General features: G+C 72.0%; 18 protein-coding genes. 5 read left to right on the forward strand and 13 right to left on the reverse strand.

Annotated features, from left to right (window positions below; translation table 11 throughout):
• The first annotated feature begins 92 nt into the window (after positions 1–92).
• From HJD23_RS09700 to HJD23_RS09715, 4 genes are all read left to right on the forward strand, one after another.
• Positions 93–1,349: a citrate synthase gene (locus tag HJD23_RS09700; RefSeq protein ID WP_171114509.1), complete on the forward strand. Its 1,257-nt coding sequence runs from the start codon at positions 93–95 to the stop codon at positions 1,347–1,349.
• Positions 1,350–1,403: 54 nt separating this feature from the next.
• On the forward strand, positions 1,404–2,363 hold the full coding sequence (locus tag HJD23_RS09705) for a sucrase ferredoxin (RefSeq protein ID WP_171114508.1): 960 nt from the start codon (positions 1,404–1,406) through the stop codon (positions 2,361–2,363).
• Positions 2,364–2,452: 89 nt separating this feature from the next.
• Positions 2,453–4,126, forward strand: coding sequence for a sensor histidine kinase (locus HJD23_RS09710; protein WP_171114507.1), 1,674 nt, complete (start codon positions 2,453–2,455; stop codon positions 4,124–4,126).
• Positions 4,123–4,803 carry a response regulator gene (locus HJD23_RS09715; protein WP_171114506.1) on the forward strand — a complete coding sequence of 227 codons (681 nt, stop codon included), beginning with the start codon at positions 4,123–4,125 and terminating at the stop codon, positions 4,801–4,803. The genes HJD23_RS09710 and HJD23_RS09715 overlap by 4 nt, the downstream gene beginning before the upstream one ends.
• Positions 4,804–4,815: 12 nt before the next feature.
• Here HJD23_RS09715 and HJD23_RS09720 read toward each other — a convergent pair whose 3' ends face one another.
• The 3 genes from HJD23_RS09720 to HJD23_RS09730 form a co-directional block, all read right to left on the reverse strand.
• Entirely contained in the window at positions 4,816–6,408 is a 1,593-nt protein-coding gene (locus HJD23_RS09720) for a cation acetate symporter (RefSeq protein WP_171114505.1), read from the reverse strand.
• The gene (locus HJD23_RS09725; protein WP_171114504.1) at positions 6,405–6,854 is read right to left on the reverse strand and encodes a DUF485 domain-containing protein; all 450 of its coding nucleotides are present in this window, start codon (positions 6,852–6,854) and stop codon (positions 6,405–6,407) included. The genes HJD23_RS09720 and HJD23_RS09725 overlap by 4 nt, the downstream gene beginning before the upstream one ends.
• A gap of 109 nt (positions 6,855–6,963) precedes the next feature.
• Positions 6,964–9,087: a DNA topoisomerase IV subunit B gene (locus HJD23_RS09730; protein WP_171114503.1), complete on the reverse strand. Its 2,124-nt coding sequence runs from the start codon at positions 9,085–9,087 to the stop codon at positions 6,964–6,966.
• A gap of 439 nt (positions 9,088–9,526) precedes the next feature.
• Between HJD23_RS09730 and HJD23_RS09735 the strand changes: the two genes are divergently transcribed.
• On the forward strand, positions 9,527–9,757 hold the full coding sequence (locus tag HJD23_RS09735; protein WP_171114502.1) for a hypothetical protein: 231 nt from the start codon (positions 9,527–9,529) through the stop codon (positions 9,755–9,757).
• 113 nt (positions 9,758–9,870) lie between these two features.
• Here HJD23_RS09735 and HJD23_RS09740 read toward each other — a convergent pair whose 3' ends face one another.
• The 10 genes from HJD23_RS09740 to HJD23_RS09790 all read right to left on the reverse strand — a co-directional run bounded on the left by HJD23_RS09740 (position 9,871) and on the right by HJD23_RS09790 (position 25,780).
• Positions 9,871–10,716 carry a serine protease gene (locus HJD23_RS09740; protein WP_171114501.1) on the reverse strand — a complete coding sequence of 282 codons (846 nt, stop codon included), beginning with the start codon at positions 10,714–10,716 and terminating at the stop codon, positions 9,871–9,873.
• A gap of 146 nt (positions 10,717–10,862) precedes the next feature.
• Positions 10,863–12,407, reverse strand: coding sequence for an RNA polymerase sigma factor (locus HJD23_RS43670; protein WP_277347774.1), 1,545 nt, complete (start codon positions 12,405–12,407; stop codon positions 10,863–10,865).
• Between the two features lie 434 nt (positions 12,408–12,841).
• Positions 12,842–13,729 (reverse strand): FadR/GntR family transcriptional regulator, encoded by an 888-nt coding sequence (locus HJD23_RS09755; protein WP_141313035.1) that lies wholly within the window; start codon positions 13,727–13,729, stop codon positions 12,842–12,844.
• A gap of 172 nt (positions 13,730–13,901) precedes the next feature.
• Entirely contained in the window at positions 13,902–15,923 is a 2,022-nt protein-coding gene (locus HJD23_RS09760) for an ABC transporter ATP-binding protein (RefSeq protein ID WP_171114499.1), read from the reverse strand.
• A 160-nt stretch (positions 15,924–16,083) separates the two neighbouring features.
• Positions 16,084–16,842, reverse strand: a complete 759-nt coding sequence (locus HJD23_RS09765; RefSeq protein ID WP_171114498.1) for an NUDIX hydrolase — start codon at positions 16,840–16,842, stop codon at positions 16,084–16,086.
• A 222-nt stretch (positions 16,843–17,064) separates the two neighbouring features.
• Positions 17,065–18,984 carry a glycogen debranching N-terminal domain-containing protein gene (locus tag HJD23_RS09770; RefSeq protein WP_171114497.1) on the reverse strand — a complete coding sequence of 640 codons (1,920 nt, stop codon included), beginning with the start codon at positions 18,982–18,984 and terminating at the stop codon, positions 17,065–17,067.
• Between the two features lie 984 nt (positions 18,985–19,968).
• Entirely contained in the window at positions 19,969–21,645 is a 1,677-nt protein-coding gene (locus HJD23_RS09775) for a DUF4192 domain-containing protein (protein ID WP_240980674.1), read from the reverse strand.
• A 75-nt stretch (positions 21,646–21,720) separates the two neighbouring features.
• Positions 21,721–23,220 (reverse strand): NAD(P)/FAD-dependent oxidoreductase, encoded by a 1,500-nt coding sequence (locus tag HJD23_RS09780; RefSeq protein ID WP_171113025.1) that lies wholly within the window; start codon positions 23,218–23,220, stop codon positions 21,721–21,723.
• Positions 23,217–25,019 (reverse strand): ABC transporter ATP-binding protein, encoded by a 1,803-nt coding sequence (locus tag HJD23_RS09785; protein WP_171113023.1) that lies wholly within the window; start codon positions 25,017–25,019, stop codon positions 23,217–23,219. Before HJD23_RS09785 ends, HJD23_RS09780 begins: the two co-directional genes overlap by 4 nt.
• Positions 25,016–25,780: a class I SAM-dependent methyltransferase gene (locus HJD23_RS09790; RefSeq protein ID WP_171113021.1), complete on the reverse strand. Its 765-nt coding sequence runs from the start codon at positions 25,778–25,780 to the stop codon at positions 25,016–25,018. Before HJD23_RS09790 ends, HJD23_RS09785 begins: the two co-directional genes overlap by 4 nt.
• Positions 25,781–25,785 lie beyond the last annotated feature (5 nt).

A 25,785-nucleotide genomic window follows, 5' to 3' on the forward strand; every position in this document is an offset into this window, starting at 1 on the left:
TCCCTGGACTTGATTTGACTGTCCATGATTGACTGGATATCTGTCAATATTGATTGGATCAATATGTCGTCCAGGCCGCTACGGTGACCCCCATGCGCGATCAAGAACCTGGCCCCGTCCCACCGGGGCGGCGGCTGAGCACCAAGGAGGCCGCCGAGCTGCTCGGCGTGAAGGCGGAGACCGTGTACGCGTACGTGAGCCGGGGCCAGCTCAGCAGCCACCGCACGCCCGGCGGCCGGGGCAGCACCTTCGACGCCGAGGAGGTGGAAGCGCTCGCCCGGCGCAACAGGCGGGAGAGCGGCGGGAGTCCGGCCCCGGGCACCGACATGGCCGTACGCACCCGCATCACGCTGATCGACAAGGACCGGTACTACTTCCGGGGCGTCGACGCGACCGACCTGGCCGCGCGCCACAGCTACGAGGAGATCGCCGAGTGGCTGTGGACCGGGCAGCTGCGCCCCGGGATCACCTTCACCGCGCCCAAGGACTCCGTCGCCGTCGCCCGGCGCGCGGTCGACGCGCTGCCCGAGCACAGCGCCCCCACCGACCGGCTGCGCGTCGCCGCGGTCGCCGCCGCCAGCGCGGACCCGCTGCGTTTCGACCTCTCCGAGGAGGCCGTCCTGGGCACCGCGCGCGTGCTCATCCCCACCCTCGTCGCCGCCCTGCCCCCGGTGCGGTACACCCACCGCGACGAGGGCTGTCTGGCCCAGCACCTCTGGGGGCGGCTCAGCGGGCGCGACCCCGACGAGGCCTCGCTGCGCGCCCTGGACACGGCTCTCGGCCTGCTCGTCGACCACGACCTGGCCGCCTCGACCCTCGCGGTGCGCGTCGCGGCGTCCGCCCGGGCGCACGCCTACGCGGCCGTCTCGGCCGGGCTCGGCGTGATCGAGGGCCCGCTGCACGGCGCGGCCAGCGGGCTCGCCCACCGGATGCTCATGGAGGTCCTGGAGCAGGGCGACGCGGCGCCCGTGATCGCGGCGGAGCTACGGGCCGGCCGCCGTATCCCGGGCCTCGGCCACCGGCTGTACTCCGGTGAGGACCCCCGCGCGCGTGCCCTGTTCGCCCTCCTGGAGGAGATGCCCGACGCCGAGCCCGCCCTGGCCGCCGCCCGGGACGTCGTGGTCACCGCCGCCCGGCACACCCCGCTGCACGCCAACGTCGACCTGGCGCTCGCCGTACTCACCGCGTCCTGCGGGATGCCCGCCACCGCAGGCGAGACGATCTTCGCGGTGGCCCGTACGGCCGGCTGGATCGCCCACGCCCTGGAGGAGTACGGCGAGCGGCCCCTGCGGATGCGCCCCAGCGGCCACTACGTGGGCCCGCGGCCGCCGCAGCCCCTGCCGGAGTAGGACACGGGGACGTCCGGAAGTCACCGTGGACCAAGTCAGGTTAGGCTCACCTCTGTGAGTAGGTGTGCAACCGTCTCGCGGGACCTTGACGAGCCCGTTTCCGGAACCGCTGCGAACGCCAGGACCTGGCTCCTGGTGGAACAGCCGGGTCCGTGGGGCGCCAAGGCGCTCACTTCGAGCCATCTGGACCCCGCGCTGGGCCGGGCCCTGGAGGCGGCCGCGAAGGGCACGGGCGTACGCGTCGCGCTCATCCGCCGCCCCGGGCGCCACGCCGACTGCGGCAGGCCCGCGGTACGCCAGGTGTACGCGGCGCACACCATGCCCGGCAACGCATGGCTGCACGCCGCCACGACCGACGACCCGTCGCAGCTGCTCGACCTCGACTTCACGGCCCTCGGCATGGGTGACCACCACACCTTCGACGCCACACTGCAGGGCCGCCCCCACACCGGTGCCCCGCTCGCCCTCGTCTGCACCAACGGCAAGCGCGACCGCTGCTGCGCCCTCCTCGGCCGCCCGCTGGCGACCGAGCTCGCCGCGTCGGGGCCGGGAGGCATCTGGGAGGTCACCCATTTGGGAGGTCATCGCTTCTCGCCGACGGTGCTCGTGCTGCCGTACGGCTACGCGTACGGCCGCGCCGAGGCCCACACCATCAAGGACGTCCTGCACGGCGTCCGGGAAGGCCGGATCGTCCTGGAGGGGTGCCGCGGCCGTTCGGCCTGGGAGCGGCCCGGTCAGGCGGCCGAGCTGGCCGTGCGCACGGCGGTCGGCGAGTACGCGGCGGACGCGCTGAGCGTCGTACGGACCGAGGACGCCGTACGGACGGACGGTGCCGCACCCCGCTGGGAGGTGATCGTCGCCCATGCGGACGGCCGCCATTGGCGCGTGATCGTCGCCCAGGGTGCGTCGCTGCCCCCGCGCGCGGAGAGCTGCGGCACGTCGATCCTGGGCGCCCCGGCACGGATGGACGTCGTGGCGGTACGCGAACTCAGGCCTGCGGCACTCGCGAGCTGACGCCACCCGGCGTGGAGCACCGGCTCCCGCCACGAGATCCGGCCCACCCCTCTACGGCACACCCCGCTCCCCCACGTACCTTCATGGGTATGAGCTCCACTCCCCCCGCACGCCGCCTGCGCCTCGGTCTGCCCCGCCGGGTGTTCTCGCAGGTGCTGATGATGCAGGTGGCGATCGCCGCGGGAGTCGCGGTGCTCGCGACCGGGCTGTTCCTCGCGCCTTTGAGCGATCAGCTGGACGACCAGGCGATGCGGCGCGCGCTCGCCATCGCGCAGACCACCGCGGCGCAGCCGCAGCTCGCCGAGGAACTGCGGACCACGCCCGCCACGGCCGACGGCCCCGTCCAGCGGGAGGCGGAGCGGATCCGGCGGGCCACGCAGGCCGAGTACGTCGTGGTGATGGACCGCCGGGGCGTGCGCTGGTCGCACACCGAGCCGTCGCAGATCGGCAAGCACGTCTCGACGGACCCCAGCGACGCGCTCGCCGGCCGGGAGGTCATGGAGATCGACGAGGGCACCCTGGGCCGCTCCGCGCGCGGGAAGGTGCCGCTGCTGGACGCCGACGGGGAGATCGTCGGGGCGGTCTCGGTCGGGATCGCGTACGACAGTGTCCGCGCGCGGCTGATCCACGCGATCCCGGAGCTGCTGGCCTACGCCGGCGGCGCCCTGGCCGTCGGTGCGCTGGCCGCCTGGCTGATCTCCCGGCGGGTGCAGCGGCAGACCCGGGACCTGGCGTTCTCCGACATCGCGGGTCTGCTCGCGGAGCGCGAGGCGATGCTGCACGGCATCCGGGAGGGCGTCGTCGCGCTGGACCGCACGGGCCGTGTCCGGCTGCTCAACGACGAGGCGCAGCGCCTGCTGGGCATCGGGCACGAGGCCGTGGGCCGCTCCCCCGACGAGGCGCTCGGCGAGGGACGTACGGCCGACGTCCTGGCCGGCCGGGTGACCGGCACCGACCTGCTCACGGTCCGCGGCCAGCGCGTCCTGGTCGCCAACCGCATGCCCACCGACGACGGCGGCGCCGTCGCCACCCTGCGTGACCGTACCGAGCTGGAACAGCTCGGGCGGGAGCTGGACTCGACCCGCGGCCTGATCGACGCCCTGCGCGCCCAGGACCATGAGCACGCCAACCGGATGCACACGCTCCTGGGGCTGCTGGAGCTGGAGATGTACGACGACGCGGTGGAGTTCGTGGGCGAGGTGGTCGGCGATCACCGGGCCACCGCGGAACAGGTCACCGAGAAGATCCAGGACCCGCTGCTCGCCGCGCTGCTGGTCGGCAAGGCGACCGTCGCGGCCGAGCGGGGCGTCGCGCTGCGCCTGTCGGGCCGCACGAGCCTCCCGGACCGCCTGGTCGACGCCCGGGGGCTGGTCACCATCGTGGGCAACCTGGTGGACAACGCGCTGGACGCGGCCGCGGGCACGCCGCACGCGCGCGTGGAGGTGGAGTTGTCCACCAAGGGTCGTACCGCAGTGCTCGCGGTACGGGACACCGGTCCCGGAATCCCGGCGGAGCTACGAGAGTTGATCTTCACCGACGGGTGGTCCACCAAGAAGCCGCCCGCACACCGGGAGCGCGGCATAGGGCTCGCGATGGTGCGCAGGCTGGCGGAACGGCAGGGCGGCACCGCGACGGTCGGCGAAGCCGCCGGGGGCGGCGCGGAGTTCACCGTCGTCCTGCCCGAGGCCCTGGCCGAACCGGGCGTGGAACCGGCCCTCACCGTGCCGTCGACTCAGCAGGCAGCCCAGGAGGAGTCGCGATGATCGAGGTCCTGGTCGTGGACGACGACACCAGGGTCGCGCGCGTGAACGCCGCGTACGTCGAGAAGGTGCAGGGCTTCCATGTCGCCGGTGAGGCGCACAGCGCGGCCGAGGCGCTGCGTCAGCTGGAGGTGCTGCCGCATGTGGACCTGGTGCTCATGGACCACTACCTGCCCGACGAGACGGGCCTCGCGGTGGTGCAGGAGATGCGCCGGCGCGGCCGCCAGACCGATGTGATCATGGTCACGGCGGCGCGCGACATCTCGACGGTGCAGGCGGCGATGCGGCAGGGCGCGCTGCAGTACCTGGTCAAGCCGTTCGCCTTCGCGGGGCTGCGCGCCAAGCTGGAGGCGTACGCCGAGCTGCGCCGCACCCTCGACGGCGGCGGCGAGGCGGAGCAGGCGGAGGTGGACCGCATCTTCGGCGCGCTGTCCGCGACGTCGGAGCCGGACCTGCCCAAAGGGCACTCGCCCACCACCGCCGAGCTCGTACGGCAGTCCCTGATGAACGCGGAAGGCCCCCTGTCGGCCCAGGAGATCGCCGAACGGACCGGGGTGAGCCGCCAGACCGCCCAGCGCTATCTGAAGCTCCTGGAGCGCACAGGACGGGCCACGCTGACCCTCAAGTACGGCGACGCGGGCCGCCCGGAACACCGTTATGTGTGGGCGACCCGCACCTGAGCCGCGGCGCCGCTACACGGCTCCCGCCCCCGTCAGCGCCCGCACCTGCGTCTCGGCGTGCTTGGCGGCGTCCGGTGGCTCCGCGGAGGTGACCGTGCCGAGCCAGCCCGCCAGGAAGCCCAGCGGGATCGAGACGAGGCCGGGGTTCTGCAGCGGGAAGTACTGGAAGTCGACGCCGGGGAAGAGCGATTCGGGGCTGCCCGACACGACGGGCGACAGCGCGAGGAGCGCCACGGCCGGGAGCAGCCCGCCGTAGACGGCCCACACGGCGCCGCGGGTGGTGAAACCGCGCCAGAACAGTGAGTAGAGCAGCACGGGCAGATTCGCCGACGCGGCGACGGCGAAGGCCAGACCCACCAGGAAGGCGACGTTGAGGTCGCGTGCGAGCAGGCCGAGGGCGATGGCGACGACGCCGATGCCGACCGCGGCGGCGCGGGCCATGGTCACCTCGCTGCGCGGCTCGGACGTCCGGCGCCGCAGTGACGCGTACAGATCGTGCGCCACGGACGCCGAGGAGGCCAGGGTGATGCCTGCGACCACCGCGAGGATGGTGGCGAAGGCGATGGCGGCGACGATCGCGAAGAGAACCGTTCCTCCCGTGGAACCGGCCCCGCCGCCCAGGTCGAGCGCCAGCAGCGGAACCGCCGTGTTCCCGGCCGCGTTCGACGCCCGTACGGCACCCGGGCCGACGATGGCGGCCGCGCCGAACCCGAGGACGATCGTCATCAGGTAGAAACCGCCGATCAGCCCGATCGCCCACACCACCGAACGCCGTGCGGCCCGCGCGGTCGGCACGGTGTAGAACCGGGACAGGATGTGCGGCAGCCCGGCCGTCCCCAGCACCAGGGCGAGCGCGAGGCTGATGAAGTCGAAACGGGCGGTCCAGTCCCCGCCGTATGTCAGTCCCGGTGCGAGGAACGCCTCACCGTGGCCACTGCGCGCGGCCGCGGTGCGCAGCAGCTGGTCGACGTCTCCGTGGAACCGCACCAGGACGAGCACGGTCAGGGCGATCGCCCCGCCCGTCAGCAGGACCGCCTTCACAATCTGAATCCACGTGGTGGCCCGCATCCCTCCCCACGACACATAGATCACCATCAGCGCACCGACGCCGATGACCGTCCAGGACCGCGCCGCCTCGCTCGTCCCGCCCAGCAGCAGCGCGACCAGGCTGCCCGCACCCACCATCTGCGCCACCAGATACAGAACGGACACGGTGACCGAGGAGGTTCCCGCCGCGATCCGCACCGGCCGTTCCCGCATCCGCGCGGCCACGATGTCGGCCAGCGTGAACCTGCCGCAGTTGCGGACCAGTTCGGCGACCAGCAGCAGAACGACGAGCCAGGCCACCAGGAAGCCCACCGCGTACAGCATCCCGTCGTAGCCGAACAGCGCGATGAGCCCGGAGATGCCGAGGAACGAGGCCGCCGACATGTAGTCGCCCGCGATGGCAAAACCATTCTCCATGGGCGAGAAGAGCCGTCCGCCCGCGTAGAACTCCTCCGCCGAACCCTGCCGGTTGCGGCTCACCCATGTCGTGATGCCGAGGGTGACGGCGACGAACGCGCTGAACAGCAGCAGTGCCGGCGTCTGGTGGTCGCCGCTCACGAGGCACCGCCGCGGACGCCCCGCGTCAATTCCTGGGTGTCCCAGCGCAGTTCGAGCGCTGCCCGGTCACGGCGCAACCGTGCGTGCCGCGCGTACGCCCAGGTGAGGACGAAGGTGGTGAGGAACTGCCCGAGCCCGGCCAGCATCGCCACGTTCACCGCGCCCAGCACGGGCCGCGCCATCAGCCCGGGCGCGGTCGTGGCGGCGACGACGTACGCCACGTACCAGACGAAGAAGCCGGTGACCGCCGGCACCACGAACCGCAGGTACCGGCTGCGCACCTCCTGGAAGGCCGCGCTGCGCTGCACTGCGAGGTAGACGTCGCCGGCCTCGTTGCGAGCGGGGCCCACGGGCGCCTTCGGGCCGGCCGACTCGCCCCATCCGGAGGCCACGGCGTCGTACCAGGGGTCGTCGTACTGCACGGGGCGACCGTTGCTTGAGTGCATGCCCAAGGATGGACAGAGCGGGAAGATCCGGACTCTTCTTCTTCCCGCCCTTCACCCCATCAGGTGACCGGAACCGCTGGTGGCCGCGCCCGCGGCCCGAGCCCCGCGCTTATGCGTCGATGCGTGAGCGGTCCAGGGTCGCCGCCGAGTTGGAGATGAACTCCTTGCGCGGGGCGACGTCGTTGCCCATCAGGAGGTCGAAGACCTGCTCCGCGGCCTCCAGATCGGCGAGGTTGATGCGGCGCAGGGTGCGGTGGCGCGGGTCCATGGTCGTCTCGGCCAGCTGGTCGGCGTCCATCTCGCCGAGGCCCTTGTAGCGCTGGATCGAGTCCTTGTAGCGGATGCCCTTGCTCTGGAACTCCAGGAGCTTGTCACGCAGTTCCCGGTCCGAGTACGTGTAGACGTACTTGTCCTGGCCCTTCTTGGGCTGGATGATCTCGATCCGGTGCAGCGGCGGCACCGCGGCGAACACCCGGCCGGCCTCGACCATGGGGCGCATGTAGCGCTGGAACAGCGTCAGGAGCAGACAGCGGATGTGGGAACCGTCCACATCGGCGTCGGTCATCATGATGATCTTGCCGTAGCGGGCCGCGTCCAGGTCGAAGGTCCGGCCCGAGCCCGCCCCTATGACCTGGATGATCGCGCCGCACTCGGCGTTCTTGAGCATGTCCGTCACGGACGACTTCTGGACGTTGAGGATCTTGCCGCGGATCGGCAGCAGTGCCTGGAACTCGGAGTTCCGGGCGAGCTTGGCGGTGCCGAGCGCGGAGTCTCCCTCCACGATGAACAGCTCGCTGCGGTCCACATCGTCGCTGCGGCAGTCGGCGAGCTTGGCCGGCAGCGACGAGGACTCCAGCGCGGTCTTCCGGCGCTGCGCGTCCTTGTGCTGACGGGCGGCGATGCGCGTACGGGCCGCGGCGACGGCCTTCTCCAGGACGACCCGTGCCTGCTGGGCGGCGTCCCGCTTGGTCGAGGTCAGGAACGCCTTCATTTCCTTGGACACGACCGAGTTCACGATACGGCGGGCCGCCGAGGTGCCGAGGACCTCCTTGGTCTGGCCCTCGAACTGCGGCTCGGCGAGACGCACGGTGACGACCGCCGTGAGGCCCTCCAGGGCGTCGTCCTTGACGATGTCGTCCTCGGCGACGCGCAGCAGCTTCTTGGCGCGCAGCACCTCGTTGAGCGTGCCGGCCACGGCCTGCTCGAAGCCCGCGACGTGGGTACCGCCCTTGGGGGTGGCGATGATGTTCACGAACGACTTCAGGGTCGTGTCGTATCCCGTGCCCCACCGCAGCGCGACATCGACGTCGAGCTCACGGGTGACCTGGGTGGGGGTCATCTGCCCGTGCTCGTCCAGGACGGGGACGGTCTCCTTGAAGGTGCCCTGGCCGGAGAGCCTCAGGATGTCGCAGACCGGCCTGTCGGTGGCCAGGAACTCGCAGAACTCGCTGATGCCGCCGTCGAAGCGGAAGGACTCCTCGCCCTTGCTGCCGCCCTCGCCGAGGCCGTACTCGTCGCGGACGACGATGGTCAGGCCGGGGACGAGAAACGCGGTCTGGCGGGCGCGCTGGTGCAGGTTCTCCAGGGAGAGCTTGGCGTCCTTGAGGAAGATCTGACGGTCGGCCCAGTACCGCACGCGCGTGCCGGTGCGGGTCTTGGGGATCTTCTTGGCCTTGCGCAGGCCGCCCTCGGCCTCGAACTTCGCGTCGGGTCCCAGCGCGGCGAAGGCGCCGGGGACGCCGCGCCGGAAGCTGATGGCGTGGGTGTGGCCGCCGCGGTCGACCTCGACGTCCAGCCGGGCGGACAGGGCGTTCACGACGGAGGCGCCCACGCCGTGCAGGCCGCCGGAAGCGGCGTACGAGCCGCCGCCGAACTTGCCGCCGGCGTGCAGCTTGGTCATCACGACCTCGACGCCGGACAGGCCGGTCTTGGGCTCGACGTCGACCGGGATGCCCCGGCCGTTGTCACGCACCTCCACCGAGCCGTCGTCGTGCAGGATCACCTCGATGTGGTCGCAGTACCCGCCGAGGGCCTCGTCCACGGAGTTGTCGATGATCTCCCACAGGCAGTGCATCAGGCCGCGACTGTCCGTCGAGCCGATGTACATGCCAGGGCGCTTGCGGACGGCCTCCAGCCCCTCCAGGACGAGCAGGTGCCGCGCGGTGTAGTTGGAACCGTCCCGGTCTGCTCCTGCCAGCAGCGCTGTGGACGGCACGGACGTCTCGGCGGTCACGCGGTTCGCTCCTCGCTGAATTTCATGTGGGGCCCATCTGGGTAAGGGCGCGGCTCCGGTAGCCGCTCAGAGGGTACCGAGGCCTGGTAGAGCCGTTGTAACGCCACCCTCTTCCGGAACTCAGACTAGTCCAGGGTCGCATGCGTGTTCGATCCCTCGTTGGAGTGAAGCACATATCACGTTCCCTTCGAGGCATGAACCATTTAGGCTCCGGGCACGTCCTCATGAACAACCGGCAACCCGGCCGGGGAGGACCGACACCGACAGATGCGCGAACCCGTAAGACACATAGATACGTAATACGGCACATTCGCCGCCAACCGGCAGCAGACAGCCACCTCGAAGATTTTTTTCGAGGAAAGCCACGAGCGGGAACGTTTTCGGGCTGGTTGGATGTTGACCCTGGTACGACAGCTCGTCGAGCTAGAGAAGAGGCGACGTGACTACTGTTCTGACCCCCGCGAGCCCGCTGACGGCCGCTGATCGCTGCGACCGCTGCGGCGCCCAGGCATACCTGCGCGTCGTCCTGCTCAGCGGCGGAGAGCTGCTCTTCTGCGCGCACCATGGCCGCAAGTTCGAGCCGGAACTCAAGAAGATCGCCGCTGAGATACAGGACGAGACGGAGCGGCTGACGGCCGTTCCCAACACGGCTTCCGAAGAAGAGCGCTGACGCCTCGCGTCCACGACGAGCCCGGTCCAGACCGGTGAACGGGCGGCCGCCCTGCTCTCAGGGTCGGCCGCCCGTCCTCGTCACCTACCCTCGCTCGGGCACGCTTGTGGCCCTCATGCGGCGCGCTCCCAGCCCAGCTTCTGAATGACGTCGGACACACGTACGTAGACACCGGGGCTGCCCGGCCGCCCGCAGCCGCTCCCCCATGACACCAGGCCGATCAGCCGCCCCTGGGCGACCAGCGGGCCTCCGCTGTCGCCCTGGCAGGCGTCCCGGCCACCCACCCGCTCCCCCGCACACAGCATGACGTCCGCGCGATACGTGCCGTCGGCACCGCCCGGATACGCCTCCTCGCACAGCGCGTCCGGCAGCACGCGCATACGTGCCGCTCGCAGGCTGTGCGGGTAGTCGCCGGCCCCGGTGACATCGCCCCAGCCGTAGACCGTGGCCTTCGTGTCCGCCGCGTACGCGGGATCGCCCGCCGCGGCCATTGCGATCACCGCGTTCTCCGGCAGCTTCTCGGCGAGGGTGAGCACCGCGAAGTCCCCGGCATTGCTGATCCCGTCGTACTCGGGATTCACCCATGTCTCACGGACGGGTATCTCCATGCCCTCGGCCGAGCGCAGATCCGTACGGCCCGCGATGACTTTGAGGTCGCGCACCTCGCCCGGCGGCGACCCGAGGACGTCCTCGCCCACACAGTGCGCCGCGGTGAGGACCGTGGTCCGGCCCACCGCGACCGCACCGCAGAACTGCCCCGACCGCATACCCCCGAACCGGTCACGGCTGGACAGCGCCACCGTCCAGGGACTGTCGGCGGCATCGATCGGGAAGCCGCCCACGACTATGCCGTCTGCGACGGCGGGGGCAGCGGGGGCGGCGGAGACCAGCGGTATCGCGGCCGCGGCGGCGGCCAGGACCAGCGGCCGGGTCAGCGCCCGCACAAAGGGACGACGCATGGGTGCTCCTCACTCTGGGGGGTTTGTGAGACACCCAGGGTGATTCAGGCCGCTGCGGCCCGCACCCGCAGCCGAACCCCGCTCCGCCCAGCGCGAAGGCCCGGCACCCCTTCGGGTGACCGGGCCTTCGTCGTCGTACGGACGACCTAGTCGAGGTAGTCGCGCAGCACCTGCGATCGGGACGGGTGGCGCAGCTTCGACATGGTCTTGGACTCGATCTGGCGGATGCGCTCGCGCGTGACGCCGTATACCTTGCCGATCTCGTCGAGGGTCTTCGGCTGACCGTCGGTGAGACCGAAGCGCATGGAGACGACGCCCGCCTCGCGCTCGGACAGGGTGTCCAGGACGGAGTGCAGCTGCTCCTGCAGGAGCGTGAAGCTCACCGCGTCGGCCGGGACGACGGCCTCGGAGTCCTCGATGAGGTCACCGAACTCGCTGTCGCCGTCCTCACCCAGCGGGGTGTGCAGGGAGATGGGCTCGCGGCCGTACTTCTGGACCTCGATGACCTTCTCCGGGGTCATGTCGAGCTCCTTGGCCAGCTCCTCCGGGGTGGGCTCGCGGCCCAGGTCCTGGAGCATCTGGCGCTGCACGCGCGCGAGCTTGTTGATGACCTCGACCATGTGCACCGGGATACGGATGGTGCGGGCCTGGTCGGCCATCGCGCGGGTGATCGCCTGGCGGATCCACCAGGTGGCGTACGTGGAGAACTTGTAGCCCTTGGTGTAGTCGAACTTCTCGACCGCGCGGATCAGACCGAGGTTGCCCTCCTGGATCAGGTCCAGGAAGAGCATGCCGCGGCCGGTGTAGCGCTTGGCCAGGGAGACCACCAGACGGAGGTTGGCCTCCAGCAGGTGGTTCTTGGCGCGGCGGCCGTCCTCGGCGATGATCTCCAGCTCGCGCTTGAGCTTGGGCGCCAGCTTGTCGGAGTTGGCCAGCTTGTCCTCGGCGAACAGGCCCGCCTCGATGCGCTTGGCCAGCTCGACCTCCTGCTCGGCGTTGAGCAGGGGGACCTTGCCGATCTGCTTCAGGTAGTCCTTGACCGGGTCGGCGGTGGCACCGGCCGCGGCGACCTGCTGGGCGGGCGCGTCGTCCTCGTCCTCGTCGGAGAGCACGAAACCGGCGCTCTCGGCACCCTCGGGCTCCTCCGTGGCGCCCTTGGGCTCCTCCAGCACCTCCTCGTCGAGCAGCTCGGCGTCGTCCTTCTTGGCGGCGGCGGTCTTCTTGGGTGCGGCCGTCTTCTTGGCCGCGACGGTCTTCTTCGCGGTCGCCTTCTTGGCGGCCGTCTTCTTGGCAGCGGCCTTCTTCGCGGGTGCGGCTTCCTCGGCCGGATCGTCGACGGCGGGCGCGGCCGGGGCGGCCGTGGTGGCGGAGGCCTTACGGGTGGCCACCGTCTTCGCCGCGACCGTCTTGGTGGCGGTGCGCTTGGCCGGACTCTTCGCTGCGACGCTCTTGCGGGTGCGCTTGGGTTCTGCGGCACTGACCATCAGCGTCACACCCTCTTCCTCGAGGATCTGGTTGAGGCTGCGCAGTACGTTCTTCCACTGAGTGGCCGGAATCTGGTCAGCTTCGAAGGCCCGACGCACGTCATCGCCGGCGATCTGCCCCTCAGCCTTTCCCCGCTCAATGAGCGCCATGACAGAGACGGACTCGGCGATCTCCGGCGGGAGCGTACGGGATGTGCTGGCCGACACGAACAACCTCTCGGAACGTTGGAAAACGACTTCCGGCCCCGTCCACGGCGGACAGGAGCCGACCGCCGACTTGGGGATGGGCCGACGGCGCGGGCGGGGGCCGGGAAGAAGCACAACGCCTTGCATGGCGTCCGTGTTCCCTTCTCGGCTGTCACCTCTTAGGTCATCGCGCAGTTTCCACGAGCGTTACGCCCAATCTGCGTGGCCCGAGTCACACCCCGTAAGCATTCAAAAACGGTCAGACACGGGCAGAGCAGGTCACCCGGGGCTCCGAGCCATACCGTTTCGAACGTCCCAGCGGTCCGTCGCACCGTCGGACCCCGCAGATCGCGAAGAAACCTGCGGGGCCCGACGGAGGACGAACGGCCGGCCGAGCGGTGCCGGGGAAGGAGGCACCTCGGACACCTCCCGGCCGCGACACAACCGCGGTGCGGTCAGTGCTCGCGCGGCGCCGGTACCACGCGCTCGACCTCGGGGTGGACCGTGAGCAGTTGGCGCATGGCCGACTCGGCGGCCCCGCCGTCGCCGGTCGCCAGGGCGTCGACGATCCTGACGTGGTGCGCCAGGGTCGTCTCGTTCGGCCGGTCACAGCCGGTGACCGGGCCGCCGGAGACCTGGAGGGCGGCGGAGACGATCCCGGAGAGGTGCTCCAGCATGCGGTTGCCCGCGATCTGGATGAGCAGCGAGTGGAACTCCGCGTCGGCGCGGGAGAAGGTGATCGCGTCACCCTGCCCCATGGCGTGACCCATGATCTCGACCATGTCGGACAGCCGCTGCTGGACGTCCTCGCGTCCGTGCCCGGCGGCCAGACGGGCGGCGAGCGGTTCGATGGTCCAGCGCAGCTCGCTCAGTTCGCGGCGCTGGTCGTCGCGCTGCGGACCGAAGGCCCGCCATTCGATGATGTCGGGGTCGAGCAGGTTCCAGTCACTGACGGGACGCACGCGCGTGCCGACGTTCGGGCGGGCGCTGACCAGGCCCTTGGCCTCCAGGACGCGGAGCGACTCACGGACGACGGTGCGGGAGACCTCGAAGCGCTGGCCGATCTCCTCGGGCACCAGAGGGCGGTCGGCGCCCAGGTCGCCGGAGACGATCATCTGTCCCAACTGCTGTACGAGTTGGCCGTGCAGTCCGCGGCCGCGGCTGCCCGCGGCGCGTCGGCCCACACGGCCCAGCTCGGGGTCCGCGCCCTCCCAGGCGGGTGCGCCCACACGGTCGGGGCCGGGGGCCTCGGCGTAGGGGTAGTGGTCGAGTTCGCCCGGGCCGACGAGACCGGAGTCGGTGGAGCGGGCGGAGGTCATCATGGTGTGCGCAAGGGTACTCACGGATCCTTTGTCGGCGCTGTCTCCAACTCCCTTGAGGTCTTTGGTGAAAAGCACACGAAAGGGTGATCGCTCACCCCGTCGCAATTGACGCCTTATCGGAAAGAAATGGGCTTTCCCGAGGGAGTTGTGCGCAGCACCAGAACGGAAGGGCGCGGAGGGTGTCAGAAGCTTGTCATCGGACCCTGCTCCGCAGGTTCGTGAACAGATACGCGCAGAGCAGCGCGCTGAGCGACAACGTCAGCGCGCTGCCGACGGGTTGGGCGACGACCCGCGCCACGGCTTCCAGATAGCGTTCTCCGCCGAAGGGCCACTGCAGCAGGAACACCTGCCGCATCCGCATCGGGAGCCCCGCCGCGGTTCGCACGGACGATCCCTCCACGACCTTCTGTACGAGGGGTACGACGACAATCGGTACGGCGAGAACGGCGGCGAGCCCCGCCGTGGTGGACCGGAAGACCCCGGCGGCCAGCACCCCGGCCCAGGCGCACCCGACCATCAGGCCGAGCCAACTCGCGCTCAGCGAAAGCCAGTCACCGGGAACCTGCGCGAGTTCCCGTCCGTAGATGAGATAGAGCACTTCGATGTCGCAGCCCACGGTGAGGACGGCCAGGGCGAGCGCGGTGGCCGCGGCGACGAGGAGCTTGGCCGTGAGCAGCCCCAGCCGACGGGGCACGGTGCCGCGGTCCGCCGCCAGGGCGGGGTAGCGGAACTCGTCCCCGAAGGCCAGCGCCCCCAGCAGCCCCGCGCCGAGCGCCGCGGGCGGCAGCGGCAGCTGCTGCGGCCACGCGGCGAACAGGCGCGCCTGCGGAGTGTGCCCGATCCGCGCGAGGACGACGGCGGTGAGCGCGGACACGACGAGCACGACGGCGCCGGTGACGAATCCGGTGCTGATGCCGGTGGCACGGCGGAGCTCGTAGCGGAGGGGGCGGAGGGGGCTGGGGGCGGGGTGGACGGAGATGGCGGGTGGGAGCGTGGGGAGGGCTTCCAGGGGGCGGCTGGAAGGGCTGGGTGGATTCGTGGGGGCCTCGGCGGGGCTGTTGTGGCTGTCGGTGGGCTTGTGGTCGATGGGCGCTTCTGAGTCGCCGGCGGGGGGCGTGGTGTCGGGCGGAGCCGGCATCGGTTCGGTGGTGGAGGTGTCGGCGGTGGAGGTGTCGGTGGTGGAGGTGTCGGCGGTGGAGGTGTCGGCGGTGGCTTCATCGGTGGTCGCCGCACCAGTGGTCGCCTCGTTGGCTGTCTCCGGCGCGGTGGCGGTGGCGTTGCGCGGCTCGCTGTCGGCGCGCTCGGGCTGCGGCTCCTGCGGCGGCGGTGCTCCCGCGCCCGGCCCCATGTCACCGACCTCGTCGGCGAGTTTCAGTACGAGGACGCCGTGGCGGAACGCCGTCTCGCCGACGTCGGCACAGGTACTGCCGTACACGGAGAGGCGGTTGCCGCTCTCCATTACGACCTCGACGGAGCGGTGTGCGGTGCGGGCCTCCTTGGTGAGGACGGCGGCGAGGCGGACGGCGTGCGGGCTGCGGACGGCGACGCGCGGCCGCAGCCGGGTGCGGGCGAACTCCGCGGCCTCCTGGTCGGCGACGACGCTGCCCCGTTCCAGGGTGACGACGCGGTCGGCGGTGCGCGCCGCCTCCTTGGGGTCCGGCGTGGTGACCAGGACCGTGCCGCCCTGGGCCGCGTGGGCGCGCAGCATGCCGTACAGCCAGTTGCTCTCCCGGGCCGAGAGTCCGTCGGCTGGTTCGTCGAGGACGAGCGTGTGCGGGTCGGGCAGCAGGGCACAGGCGAGGCCCAGGCGGCGGTCCATGCCGCGGGAGAGCGTGCCGAGGCGTTCGTCGCGGAGGCTGACGAGGCCGACCACCTCCAGGATCTCGTCGGCTCGGCGGGCGGAGACCCCGGCGGCGGCGCACAGCATGCGGAGGTGACCGCGGACCGTCCGGCCGGGGTGCCCCGGCACGTCGCCCAGCAGGACCCCGACTTCGCGCGAGGGGTGGGCGGTGCGGTGCAGTGGGCGGCCTCTGAAGTAGGTGATGCCGCGGCCTTGTTGGAGTTCGAGCATCAGCCTGAGGGCCGTCGTCTTACCGGCACCCGGATCTCCGAGCAGCGCGGTGACGCGGCCCGCGGGTGCTTCGAAGGAGACGTCGTCGACGGCGGGCCGAAGGTCCTTGCGGGAGTTGCTGGTCAGTCCGAAGGCCTGGATCACCTGTAGCAAGATAGCGCGTTATGTCCGTTTTTTCGGGTAGCTGAACGCCTTGCTCCGCAGGGTGTGATCGCATGCCTCGTTGCCGGGCCGGTCTTCTTTCCGATTTCTGGTCGGTCTTCGGGCTGAGCTCGGGGCGGAAGCGGGGTGACACGGCCCGGCGTTACACCTCGGGCCGCAGCATCGGCGGGTTCAGGAGCGTGGCCCCGCCCGCGCGGAACAGCTGCGCCGGGCGGCCGCCCTGCCGTGTGGTCGTACCGCCCGTCGGCACCAGGAAGCCCGGTGTGCCCGTCACCTTGCGGTGGAAGTTGCGCGGGTCGAGCGCCACTGCCCAGACCGCCTCATAGACGCGGCGCAGCTCGCCGACGGTGAACTCGGGCGGGCAGAACGCCGTCGCCAACGACGAGTACTCGATCTTGGAGCGGGCACGCTCCACACCGTCCGCGAGGATTTGAGCGTGGTCGAAGGCGAGCGGCGCCACGGGCTCACCGTCACGGCCGTAGCCGCCCTGTTGCAGCAGTTCCTCGACCGGTGCCCAGCGCGCGTTGCTGGCGTCGCCGCCCGCGCGCGGTGCGGGCAGGTCGGGGGCGAGGGCGAGGTGGGCCACGCTGACCACGCGCATCCGGGGGTCCCGCTTGGGGTCGCCGTAGGTCGCGAGCTGCTCCAGGTGGGCGCCGTTGTCCTGGGCGGGGACCGAGGGATCGTGGACACACAGTCCGGTCTCCTCGGCCAGTTCGCGTGCGGCGGCCTGTGCCAGATCCTCGTCGGCCCGCACGAAGCCTCCGGGGAGCGCCCAGCGCCCCTGGAACGGCGGCTCGCCCCTGCGTACCGCCAGCGCGCACAGGGCATGGCGACGCACGGTGAGCACGACCAGGTCCACGGTCACGGCGAAGGGCGGAAAGGCTGACGGGTCGTAGGGCATGTCGCGATCATAGTCGTCTGCCTGACGATAAACACTCCCTTCCCCGGCCGCTTCGGTGGCCGGTCGGTGTCCGAGCGGTGTGGGTCTCACCTGCGGCTCCCGGCCCCTGCGCGCCGTCCCGTCATCCGCGGTCACTGTCCTGGTTGCCGCATGCGACCGGCGTCTCCTGTCCCTGGATCCTCATTCGGTCTGCTGGACCAGCCTCCCGAGGTGCCGTCCACGTCACTTTCCGAGCTCCAGTCCCTCGGCCGCCTCCTCGACCATGGCGAGGCCGAGACGGCTGACTCGTACGGAGAAGGGGGCATCCGCGACCCGTAATCCGATCAGGGTGATCTCGCCCAGGGGTGCGCTGCGGACGGGGCGCAGTGTGACCGTGCCGGCGGGCGCGTCGGGGCGGACGCCGGCGAGGGTGGTGAGCAGCAGGATTCCGGCGGCCGCCGCGGTGGCGGCGGGGCGGCAGGCGGCCGGGTGGGGAAGGGGGGCGCTCCCGTCGGTGCGCTGCTCCCCCGCGTACATCTCGGGCAGCCGGTGACCGAACGTCCCGGCCGCCACCAGGACGCCCCGCAGCAGCGCACTCGCCTCCTTCTCGTACCCGGCGGCGGCCAGCCCCGCGACCGCGATCGCCGTCTCCTGGACGCGTACGGCACCGCTGCGGTGGCCGAACGGGTTGTATCCCGCCTCCTTGACGCCCAGGCCACGCAGACCCCAGCCCGAATCCATCGCCGGGCTGCCGAGCAGCCGGGCGAGTTTCTCGGTCTGCACGCGGTCGAGCAGCCCGGGCGCCAACTCGCCCCCGCCCAGCAGGCCGGTGTCGAGGAGATGGACGGCGGTCGCCCCGAGGTGCGGCACGGGGCGGCCGTCGGGGGCACGGGCCGCCGCCGGCCGGCCACCTCCGAGGTCGTCGACCCAGAAGTCGGTCCGGAACGCCGAGCGCAACGACTGGGCCCACTCCCGCAGCCCGGCCCCGCCCGGCCTGCCGCAGGCGTCGAGCAGATCGGCGCCGAGCAACGCCGCTCGGTGGGCGTGTGCCTGTGTCTCGCACCGGACGGGGCCGCCGGGCTGCGGATCGCACAGGTACGTGCCGTCGCCCACGGTGGTCCGCAGCCAGGTCAGACAACGCTCGGCGGCCGGCAGCAGCTCCTCCGTCTCCTGCTCAGGCATCCCCCAACGGCGGGCCTCCGCGAGGAGCGCGGGAAAGAGCAGCGTGGCCTCAGTGCCGGTGCAGCCGGGCGGCAGATGACCGCCCGCGTCCCGGCGCGGCCCGGGGATCATGCCGGACTGCCGTCCGGGCCCGGCGAGTTGGGTTCGGGCGAGGGCACGCAGCGTGCCCGTGGCAAGCCGGGTGCCGAGTGGCAGCGCCATCCGGGCGGCCGTGAGTGCGTCGGCCGGGGCGAGGCCGCAACGCCACGGTGCCCCGGCGGCGAGATACACGTCGGCCGGGTGTGCGGGATCGCGCAGCAGCAGGGCCTGGAGGTCCTCGACGCTGATCCGCAGCAGCGCCCGCACGCCGGGGTCGTCGCCCGAAGCGGCGGCCTGGGCGAGCGGACTCACCGCCACGCGACCGGCCGCTCGAACCTGCCCCGCGCCGTCCGGGCGCACCCTCAGCTCCACGCTCACGCTGCCGCCCGGGGGCAGGTCGAACTCCCAGCGCAGCAGACCCGCTGAGGCCAGCGCGTCGGCGGGCGGCGGGTCTGCCGTGACCGACGAGGCCTCTGTGCCGTGCGACCAGCGCAGTCCGGCGTCATGGACGCTGGCGGGCACCTCCGGCCCCGCGGTGCCGGACGCGATCGCGCCCAGCGTCGCCAGGTCCGTGCCGAGGGCGACCTCGACGGGGAGGCGCAGGGGGCGCGTCGCCGCGCTGTGCAGCGTGATCCGCTCGGTGCCGTCCGCGCGCCGGGTGCGTTCGACGACGACGTCCGGGTCCGGACCAGAGGGCGGCGAGGCGCGCAGGGTGCCCACGAAGCGGGCACGATCGGCACCGGTCCTCCGCGCCTGCACCGCGAGCGGTTCACGGCCGGCCACGCGCACCTGGCAGCGGGAGAGCAGACGCCGACCTGCGCGGTAGAAGCCTTCCAGTCCCTGGCCGGTCATCTGTCCCTGTTCCGTGGACACGGCGAGGCCCGGCAGGGCGACGCAGATCATGGCGGTGTGGGTGGGCGGCAGTGCGCCGGAGCGGCGCGGGGGTGGGGCTGGCGGTGGGGATGACGGTGAGGGCTGGGCTGGTGGTGGCGCTGTGGGGGGTGGCCCGGGAGAAGGGGTGCGGATGGGGGTTGGCGCGGGAGGAGGGGTGCGGATCGGGGGCGGGGGGTGTTGGCGGCCGCGGCCTGTGGAGGGGGTCGGTGCCGGGTTGTGCCGCCTGGGCACAGGTGCTGAGTTCTGGTTCATTGGGGTGGGCGTAGGTGCGGTCGGGAGGGGCGGGGGTCCCAAGGTCTGGCCCCTTGGCGGGGGCGGAGCTGACAAGCTCTGGCCCGGTGGCCGAGGCAGCGGTCCCGCGCCGTAGGCGGGTGGCTCGCGGTACCCCCGTCCGTCGGTCCACTGCGGCGGGGCGGTGCCTGGGCGGGGGTGGGGGGTGCCCGGGCCGGGGTGGGGGATGCCCGGGCCAGGGTGGGGGATGCCCGGGCCAGGGTGGGGAGTGCGCTGGCCTCGGATGGGGCGATCGTCGGCTGAGGGCGGAGTCGGCTGGGGCATGCGGTCGTCGGCGACGGCAGGCGGGGACAGCCGGGGCATGCGGTCGTCGGCGGCAGGCGGAAGCGGTCGGCGCGTGCGGTCGTCGGCGGCGGCAGGCGGAAACGGCCCGCGCATGCAGCCGTCAGCAGCGGCAGGCGAAAACGGCCCGCGCACGCAGCCGTCGGCGACAGCAGGCGGAAACGCCCCGCGCATGCAGCCGTCGGCGGCGGCAGGCGGAATTGGCTGGTGCATCGGGCTGCTTCCTCTGCGCTCTGTGCGCCTCGGGCTTGTTCGGGACCGGGCGGGAGGCTCCGTGGGGACATGGCGTTGCGGCGGCGCCACCCGTCCAGGCGTTCCGCCACTCAGGTGAACGGAACGGGGCTCCTCGGGGTCACGCCCCTGCCCGGCCGACCCGACCCGACTCGGCCGTCTCCCATGCCGTACTCCCGCCGCCGCCCCTCACACGTCCCCCTTCGTTCCGCCGCCGCCAGGGGCAACGCCCCGCCGGGAGGTGCCACGGCGCCGTACGCCGCCCTTCGCGGCCGCGGGCGGACGCGTACCGCCGCTCCGCCCGGCGCCCGGGCCGGTGCCGGCTCCCGGCACCCTGCGGGATGGCGGCCCGCTCTTCCGCGCCTCTTGTGCCGTCAGGGAGTGGGAGTTGTCGTCGTCGGAGGCGGGCAATCCGCGGTGGGGCCGCTGCACCCCCGCCACCGACTCGGACCCGTCGGCATCGGCCCCGCCGCCTTCCGTGCCCTGTGTCGTGTCGAGGCCCCCGGGCCCCCGCGCCTCGTCGGGCCGCTCGGCCGGGGTCCGGGCACGGCCGTCCCGTTCCGCGCGCAGGCAGCGGCGGATCGATTCGGGATCCAGGCCTTCGTTGACGGCCTGGTGCAGCAGGCGGGCGAAGAGGTAGTCGGGGTCGGCTCCCAGCGCCATGGCCAGCGCCTCCCGGGCTTCCAGCTCGTCGCCGGTCGACCAGGCGACCCAGCCGGCGAGGGTGAGCGGTGCAGCGGCATGCTCGCCGTAGGAGCCGACGCAGCGGCGGGCCAGGGCTCGCCAGAGCCGTAGCGCGAGAGCTGCCTCGGCACCCTCCATCCACTCGGCCGCCCGGTCGCGGGTGGTGCGGTCCTGCAGGCCGAGGATCAGGGTCGCGGCCTCGTCGTCGTGGAGCAGGCCGTCGTCGCGCAGGTCTGCCATGAAGGCACCGGACGCGGGCGGCGCATCGGCCAGCCGACTCATGACCCGCCTGGCCAGCTCCACCGTCTCCTCGGCGACGCCCGCGCGACCGGTGTTGTCGAGCATCCTGGGGACGAGCGCCATGCTGCCGGCGTCCAGCGCGGCCTCCTGCTCCAGGGCCGCGGAGGTCTCCCAGGGTCGGAGCCTCGCCCTCAGCTCGCGCAGGGTCCCGCGCACCTGAATCCCGGCGTAGGTGGCCGCGGCAGCCAGGACCGAGGTGCCCGGCAGCCCCATGGGCAGGCCCTCGGCGGGGCAACATTCCTGGTTGTCGCAGCAGTACGACCAGAAGCGGCCGTCCGAGATGCACAGGGCCTCGATCACCGGAACGTCAAGCAGACCGCATTGGAGGCGCAGATGGTGGGCCAACGGGCGGAGTCGTTCCATGACCTGCCGGCCGGTTTCCCCCTGGCCCGGCTCCTGGCAGACGTACGCCACGATCTGTTCCGGCCGGGCTCCTCTGCGCTCGCTTCCCCACACCAGCCCGTGCGCCAACTGCCCTGCCACGGACTCCCAGTCGTCCGGATTCGCCGGAATGCCGAGCCGTGCCCGGCCACCGAACCGTCCGCGCCCTCCCCTGTCGTGGAGGGCGACGAGGACGATGCTGTCCTCGGGGCGGTACCCGAGGAGATACGGCAGGGCGTCAGCCAGCTCGGCCGGGGTGCGCAGGGTGACCCGGTGGGTGGCGGCGGGCCCGTCGCAGTTGATGGACTCGGCGTTGTGGGCGTTGCCGTCGCGCAGTGCGCGCCCGTCCTGTGCGAGCCCCTCGTCGTAGTGACCGGGACCGTTGGGCAGGTGCGCCCCGCCCGATCCGGTCACGTCCTCGTTGTCGTTCTCGTTGTCGTTCTCGTTGTCGTTGCCGTTGCCGTTGCCGAAGGATCCGGTCGTTTCCCCGTGATTCGTCATGTGTCGACGATCTCGCGGAACTCAAAATTCCGCTTGTGCCTGTGGACAACTCCGATCAGGGGCACGACACATCCGTCAACCTCCAGGCCCGGGGCCTTCGTCGCGTGCCGCTGCCGCGGGCCGGACCGGAGCCAGCGAGGGTGCGGAGCACACGCCGTATGCGCGGCGCAGCGCGGACAGGGCTGCCAGATGGCCGCTCATCCCGTGCACTCCGGGCCCCGGCGGTGTGGAGGCGGAACAGAGGTACACGCCGGGCAGTGGTGTCCGGTAGGGGTCGAGTTGGGCGGTGGGCCGCAGCAGGCTCTGCCGCAACGTCATGGCTCCCGCGCTGATGTCGCCGCCGACGTAGTTCGGGTTGTACGCCTCGAACTCCCGGCCGGAGACCGCCCGGTGGGCGATCACAGTGTCGCTGAATCCCGGGGCGTAGCGCTCGATCCGGTTCCTGACGAGCGCGGTCGGTTCCCGACTGTCGCCGTGGGGCACGTGCGCGTATGCCCAGACCGGGTACTTACCGGGTCGGGCGCGCCCCGGGTCCGTGGCAGCGGGCTCCACGACGAGAACGAACGGACTGCCGGTCGGCGTACCGCAGGCGGTGAGCGTCTCCTGGCGGTACATCTCGGCGCGGGTGCCCCCGAGATGGACGGTACCTGCCCGGCCGACCTCCGGATCGGTCCACGGAACGGGAGCGGAGACGAGGAAGTCCACCTTGGCCGCCGCAGGTCCGTACCGGAACGCTCGGAGCCGTCGGACGTAGCCGGGCGGCAGCCGGTCACCGGCGATGCGCAGGAACTCCTTCGGGCCCGTGTCGAGCAGGATTAGGGGCACGCCGCCCAGGTCCCGCAGGTCGTTGACGCGTGTACCGGTGTGGAGGACGCCGCCGTGCGCGCGGATGTCGGCCGCGAGGGCGTGTGCGATCGAGGCGCTGCCGCCGCGCGGAAGGGGCCACCCCGAGGCATGGGCCAGATGGCCGAGCAGCAACGCGACGCCCGCCGAGGCGAGGCTGGGCAGCGGGCCCACGGCGTGCGCGGCCACCCCGGTGAGCAGCGCGGCGGCCCGCTCGGTGGTGAACCCGTCCGGGACGAACCGGCTCGCGTGCGCGAGGACGCGGGTGGCGAGCCGGATACCGGCGACCGGATCGGCCGGCAGAGCGCGGCCGCCCGCAAGGACCAGATCGACGATGGCGGTGCTGCGTGCCACGAGGGGGGCCATGAGGCGGTGCCAGCGCCGCCCGTCGGGGACGAGCCCCGCGCACGTGCGGGCCAGGTCGCGATAGGCGAGTCCGGGCGGCCCGTCCGGCAGCGGATGAGCGTAGCCGATCTCCGGCTGGAGCAGTTCGACACCGCGGGCGGCGAGGTCGAACTCGCGGAAGAAGGCGGAGGCGGCAGCGGTCGGATGGACGGCGGAGCAGATGTCATGGACGACATCCGAGTCGAACAGTGCCCGCGTCCGCAGCCCGCCGCCGATCTCGTCGGCCGCCTCGTAGAGCTCGACCCGCAGCCCGGCACGGGCCAGCGTCACGGCGGCGGCCAGCCCGTTGGGGCCGGTGCCCACGACGGCGGCGTCCACGGCGCTCACCGGGCCGCCTCCACGATGCCGGTGCCGGTGCCGATGACCGCGTCGCCGCCGTCGGTGGGGTGCGCGCCGGCCAGTCGGCGGTAGAGCGGGTCCTCGGCCATGAGTACATCGTGCACGCCGACCGCCCTGACCCGGCCGCCTTCCAGCAGGATGATCCGGTCGGCGTCGATCACGCTCGACATGCGGTGGGAGATCGTGACGACGGCGCACTGCTGGGCGAGTTCGGCGACAGCCCGGCGCAGAGCTTTCTCCGTCTCCCCGTCGAGATGGGCGGACGCCTCGTCGAGCAGGACGACGGAGGGCTGCTGCAGCAGCGTCCGGGCGATGGCGAGGCGCTGGCTCTGGCCCCCGGAGAGACCTGCGCCGCGGTCGCCGAGTTCGGTGTCGAGCCCGTCGGGCAACGCCGAGACGACCTCGGTGAGCCCTGCCCGGTCGAGGGCCAGGGCGATCGCTTCCTCACCGGCGTCGGGTGCGGCGTAACACAGGTTCTCCCGGACGGTGCCGCTGAGCAGCGCGTGTTCCTGCTCCACGTACCCGACCGTTCCGCGCAGGGTGTCCAGGGACAGGGTGGACACGTCCGCGCCTGCGACGCGCACGGTTCCGGCGTCGGGCCGGTGGAAGCGCTCGATCAGCTGCAACACGGTGGTCTTGCCCGCGCCGGAGGGGCCCACCAGGGCGGTCAGGCCGCGTGCGGGGACCGAGAACGTCACGTCGTGGAGCACGGGTTCGGCGCCGTAGCCGAACGTGACGCCACGGAACTCCACCGCCGGCACATCCCGGTCGGCGTGCTGTGCTGTCCGGCTGTTCCGATCCGTCCGTTTCCTCTCGCCCCTCTCGCCCCTCTCGCCTCCGCGCCGCGGATCCTCCTCCTGCTCGATCCGTCCCAGCTCGGTGAGCCGGTCGACGGCCGCCCGCCCCTGCTGGAACTGCCCGATCGCCATGAACAACGTCACCAGCGGCGAGATCAGATAGAAGAGGTACATCATGAAGGCGGTGAGGTCGGCCGTGGACAGGTGTCCGGACGCGACCCGTGTCATGCCCCAGCCGATCACGGCGGTGAGGGCCACCTGTGTCCCGACGTTCATGGCCGGAGTGAGCAGCGCGGAGTACGCGCCGACCCGCACGCCGGAGCGGTGCGCGTCGCGGGCCAGGCCGGCGACGCGTTCGGTCTCCCGCTCTTCGGCGCGTGACGCCTTCACGGTCGTCAGGGCACCGAGAGCGCGCTGCAGTCCGGCGCCGAACCCCGAGGTGTCCTCCCGGTTGGCCGCGGCGGCGATCCGGACCCGGCGGGCCAGCAACAACGAGACGGCGGCCGCCGCGCCGAGGCACAGCAGGGTCAGCAGCAGCAGCGGGAGGTCGATCCATGCCATCAGCACGATGCCGCCGACGACCATGAAGGCGTTCGTGGTGATCTGGGACAGCGACTGGGTGATCGCGATCCGGGCGAGGGCGGTGTCCGCCACCATGCGGGTGAAGACGTCGCCGGGGTCGAAACGCCCGTAGCCGGACAGGGTCGCCCGCAGTAGCCGTGCCGTCAGCGTGCGGCGGATGACGAAGACGGTGTTCTCGCCCGCCCGGCCCACGAGGTACGCCTCCAGCGCGGCCAAGGCGGCGTCGGCGCAGAAGAGGGCGGCGACCAGGGCGATCACCGGGGCGAGTGGCCTGCCGCCGCCCGCTGCGTCGATCAGGTCGCTGATGACCAGCGGCTGCGCCAGCGAGGCGGCGGTCCCCAGCAGGCCGACGGCGACACCGAGGGCCAGCAGCCGCCGGTGCCGCCGCGCGATGTCCCACAGGCTCATGCCGCGCGCTCGTAGACGCTGACGACCATGGCGCTGCGCGCGTCCCAGGGCGTTCCCGCCCAGTCCGCCCACCGGCCGACCGGGCTGAGCCCCGCAGCCGTCGCGTACGCGTCCACCTCGTCCGGCGTTGTCAGCCGGCTCGCCTCGGTCCCCACCCGGCTGGTGCCGTCCTGCTCGTGCCAGATGTGGGATACCTGCCACAGACCGGATTCCGGGACCAGGGTCGAGTAGGTCTGCAGTCCGGTGCCGGGCTCCGGGTACGGAATGAAGTAGCTGGTGCGCCGGTGTCCGTCGTGCAGCTCCAGGACGGCGTCCGGGTTGTGCGTCTCGATCACCAGCCGGCCGCCGGGGGCCAGCCGGGCGGCGGCGTGCGTGACCGCCGCCCGCTGTTCCTCCGTGGTCAGCAGCATGGACAGGGTCGCGCAGACGCAGTAGACGAGCCCGAATGTGTCCTCACCAGTCCGTCGGCGGATGTCGCCGAGGACGCCCGTCACCGCGACGCCGGCGCTCTCGGCCTCCCGGGCCAGGACATCGAGCATCTCGCGCGAGGAGTCCACGCCGGTCACGGGGCCGGCCAGCGCGGCCAGCGCAATGGCGATCCGGCCTGTGCCCACGCCCAGTTCGAGGGATGCCGTGCCCGGGGCGCTGTGCAGCTCGGCCAGGCGCTGTGCCGTCAGCCGAGCCGCGTCGTCGCGCGGAAAGACCCGGTCGTACCAGTCGCTGAACTGCCGGCCGTATCCGATGTCGTCGATCGTGCTCAAGGAGT

Origin of the sequence: Streptomyces sp. Z423-1, from assembly GCF_013009255.1 — a bacterium.
Taxonomy (GTDB): Bacteria; Actinomycetota; Actinomycetes; order Streptomycetales; family Streptomycetaceae; genus Streptomyces; species Streptomyces gossypiisoli.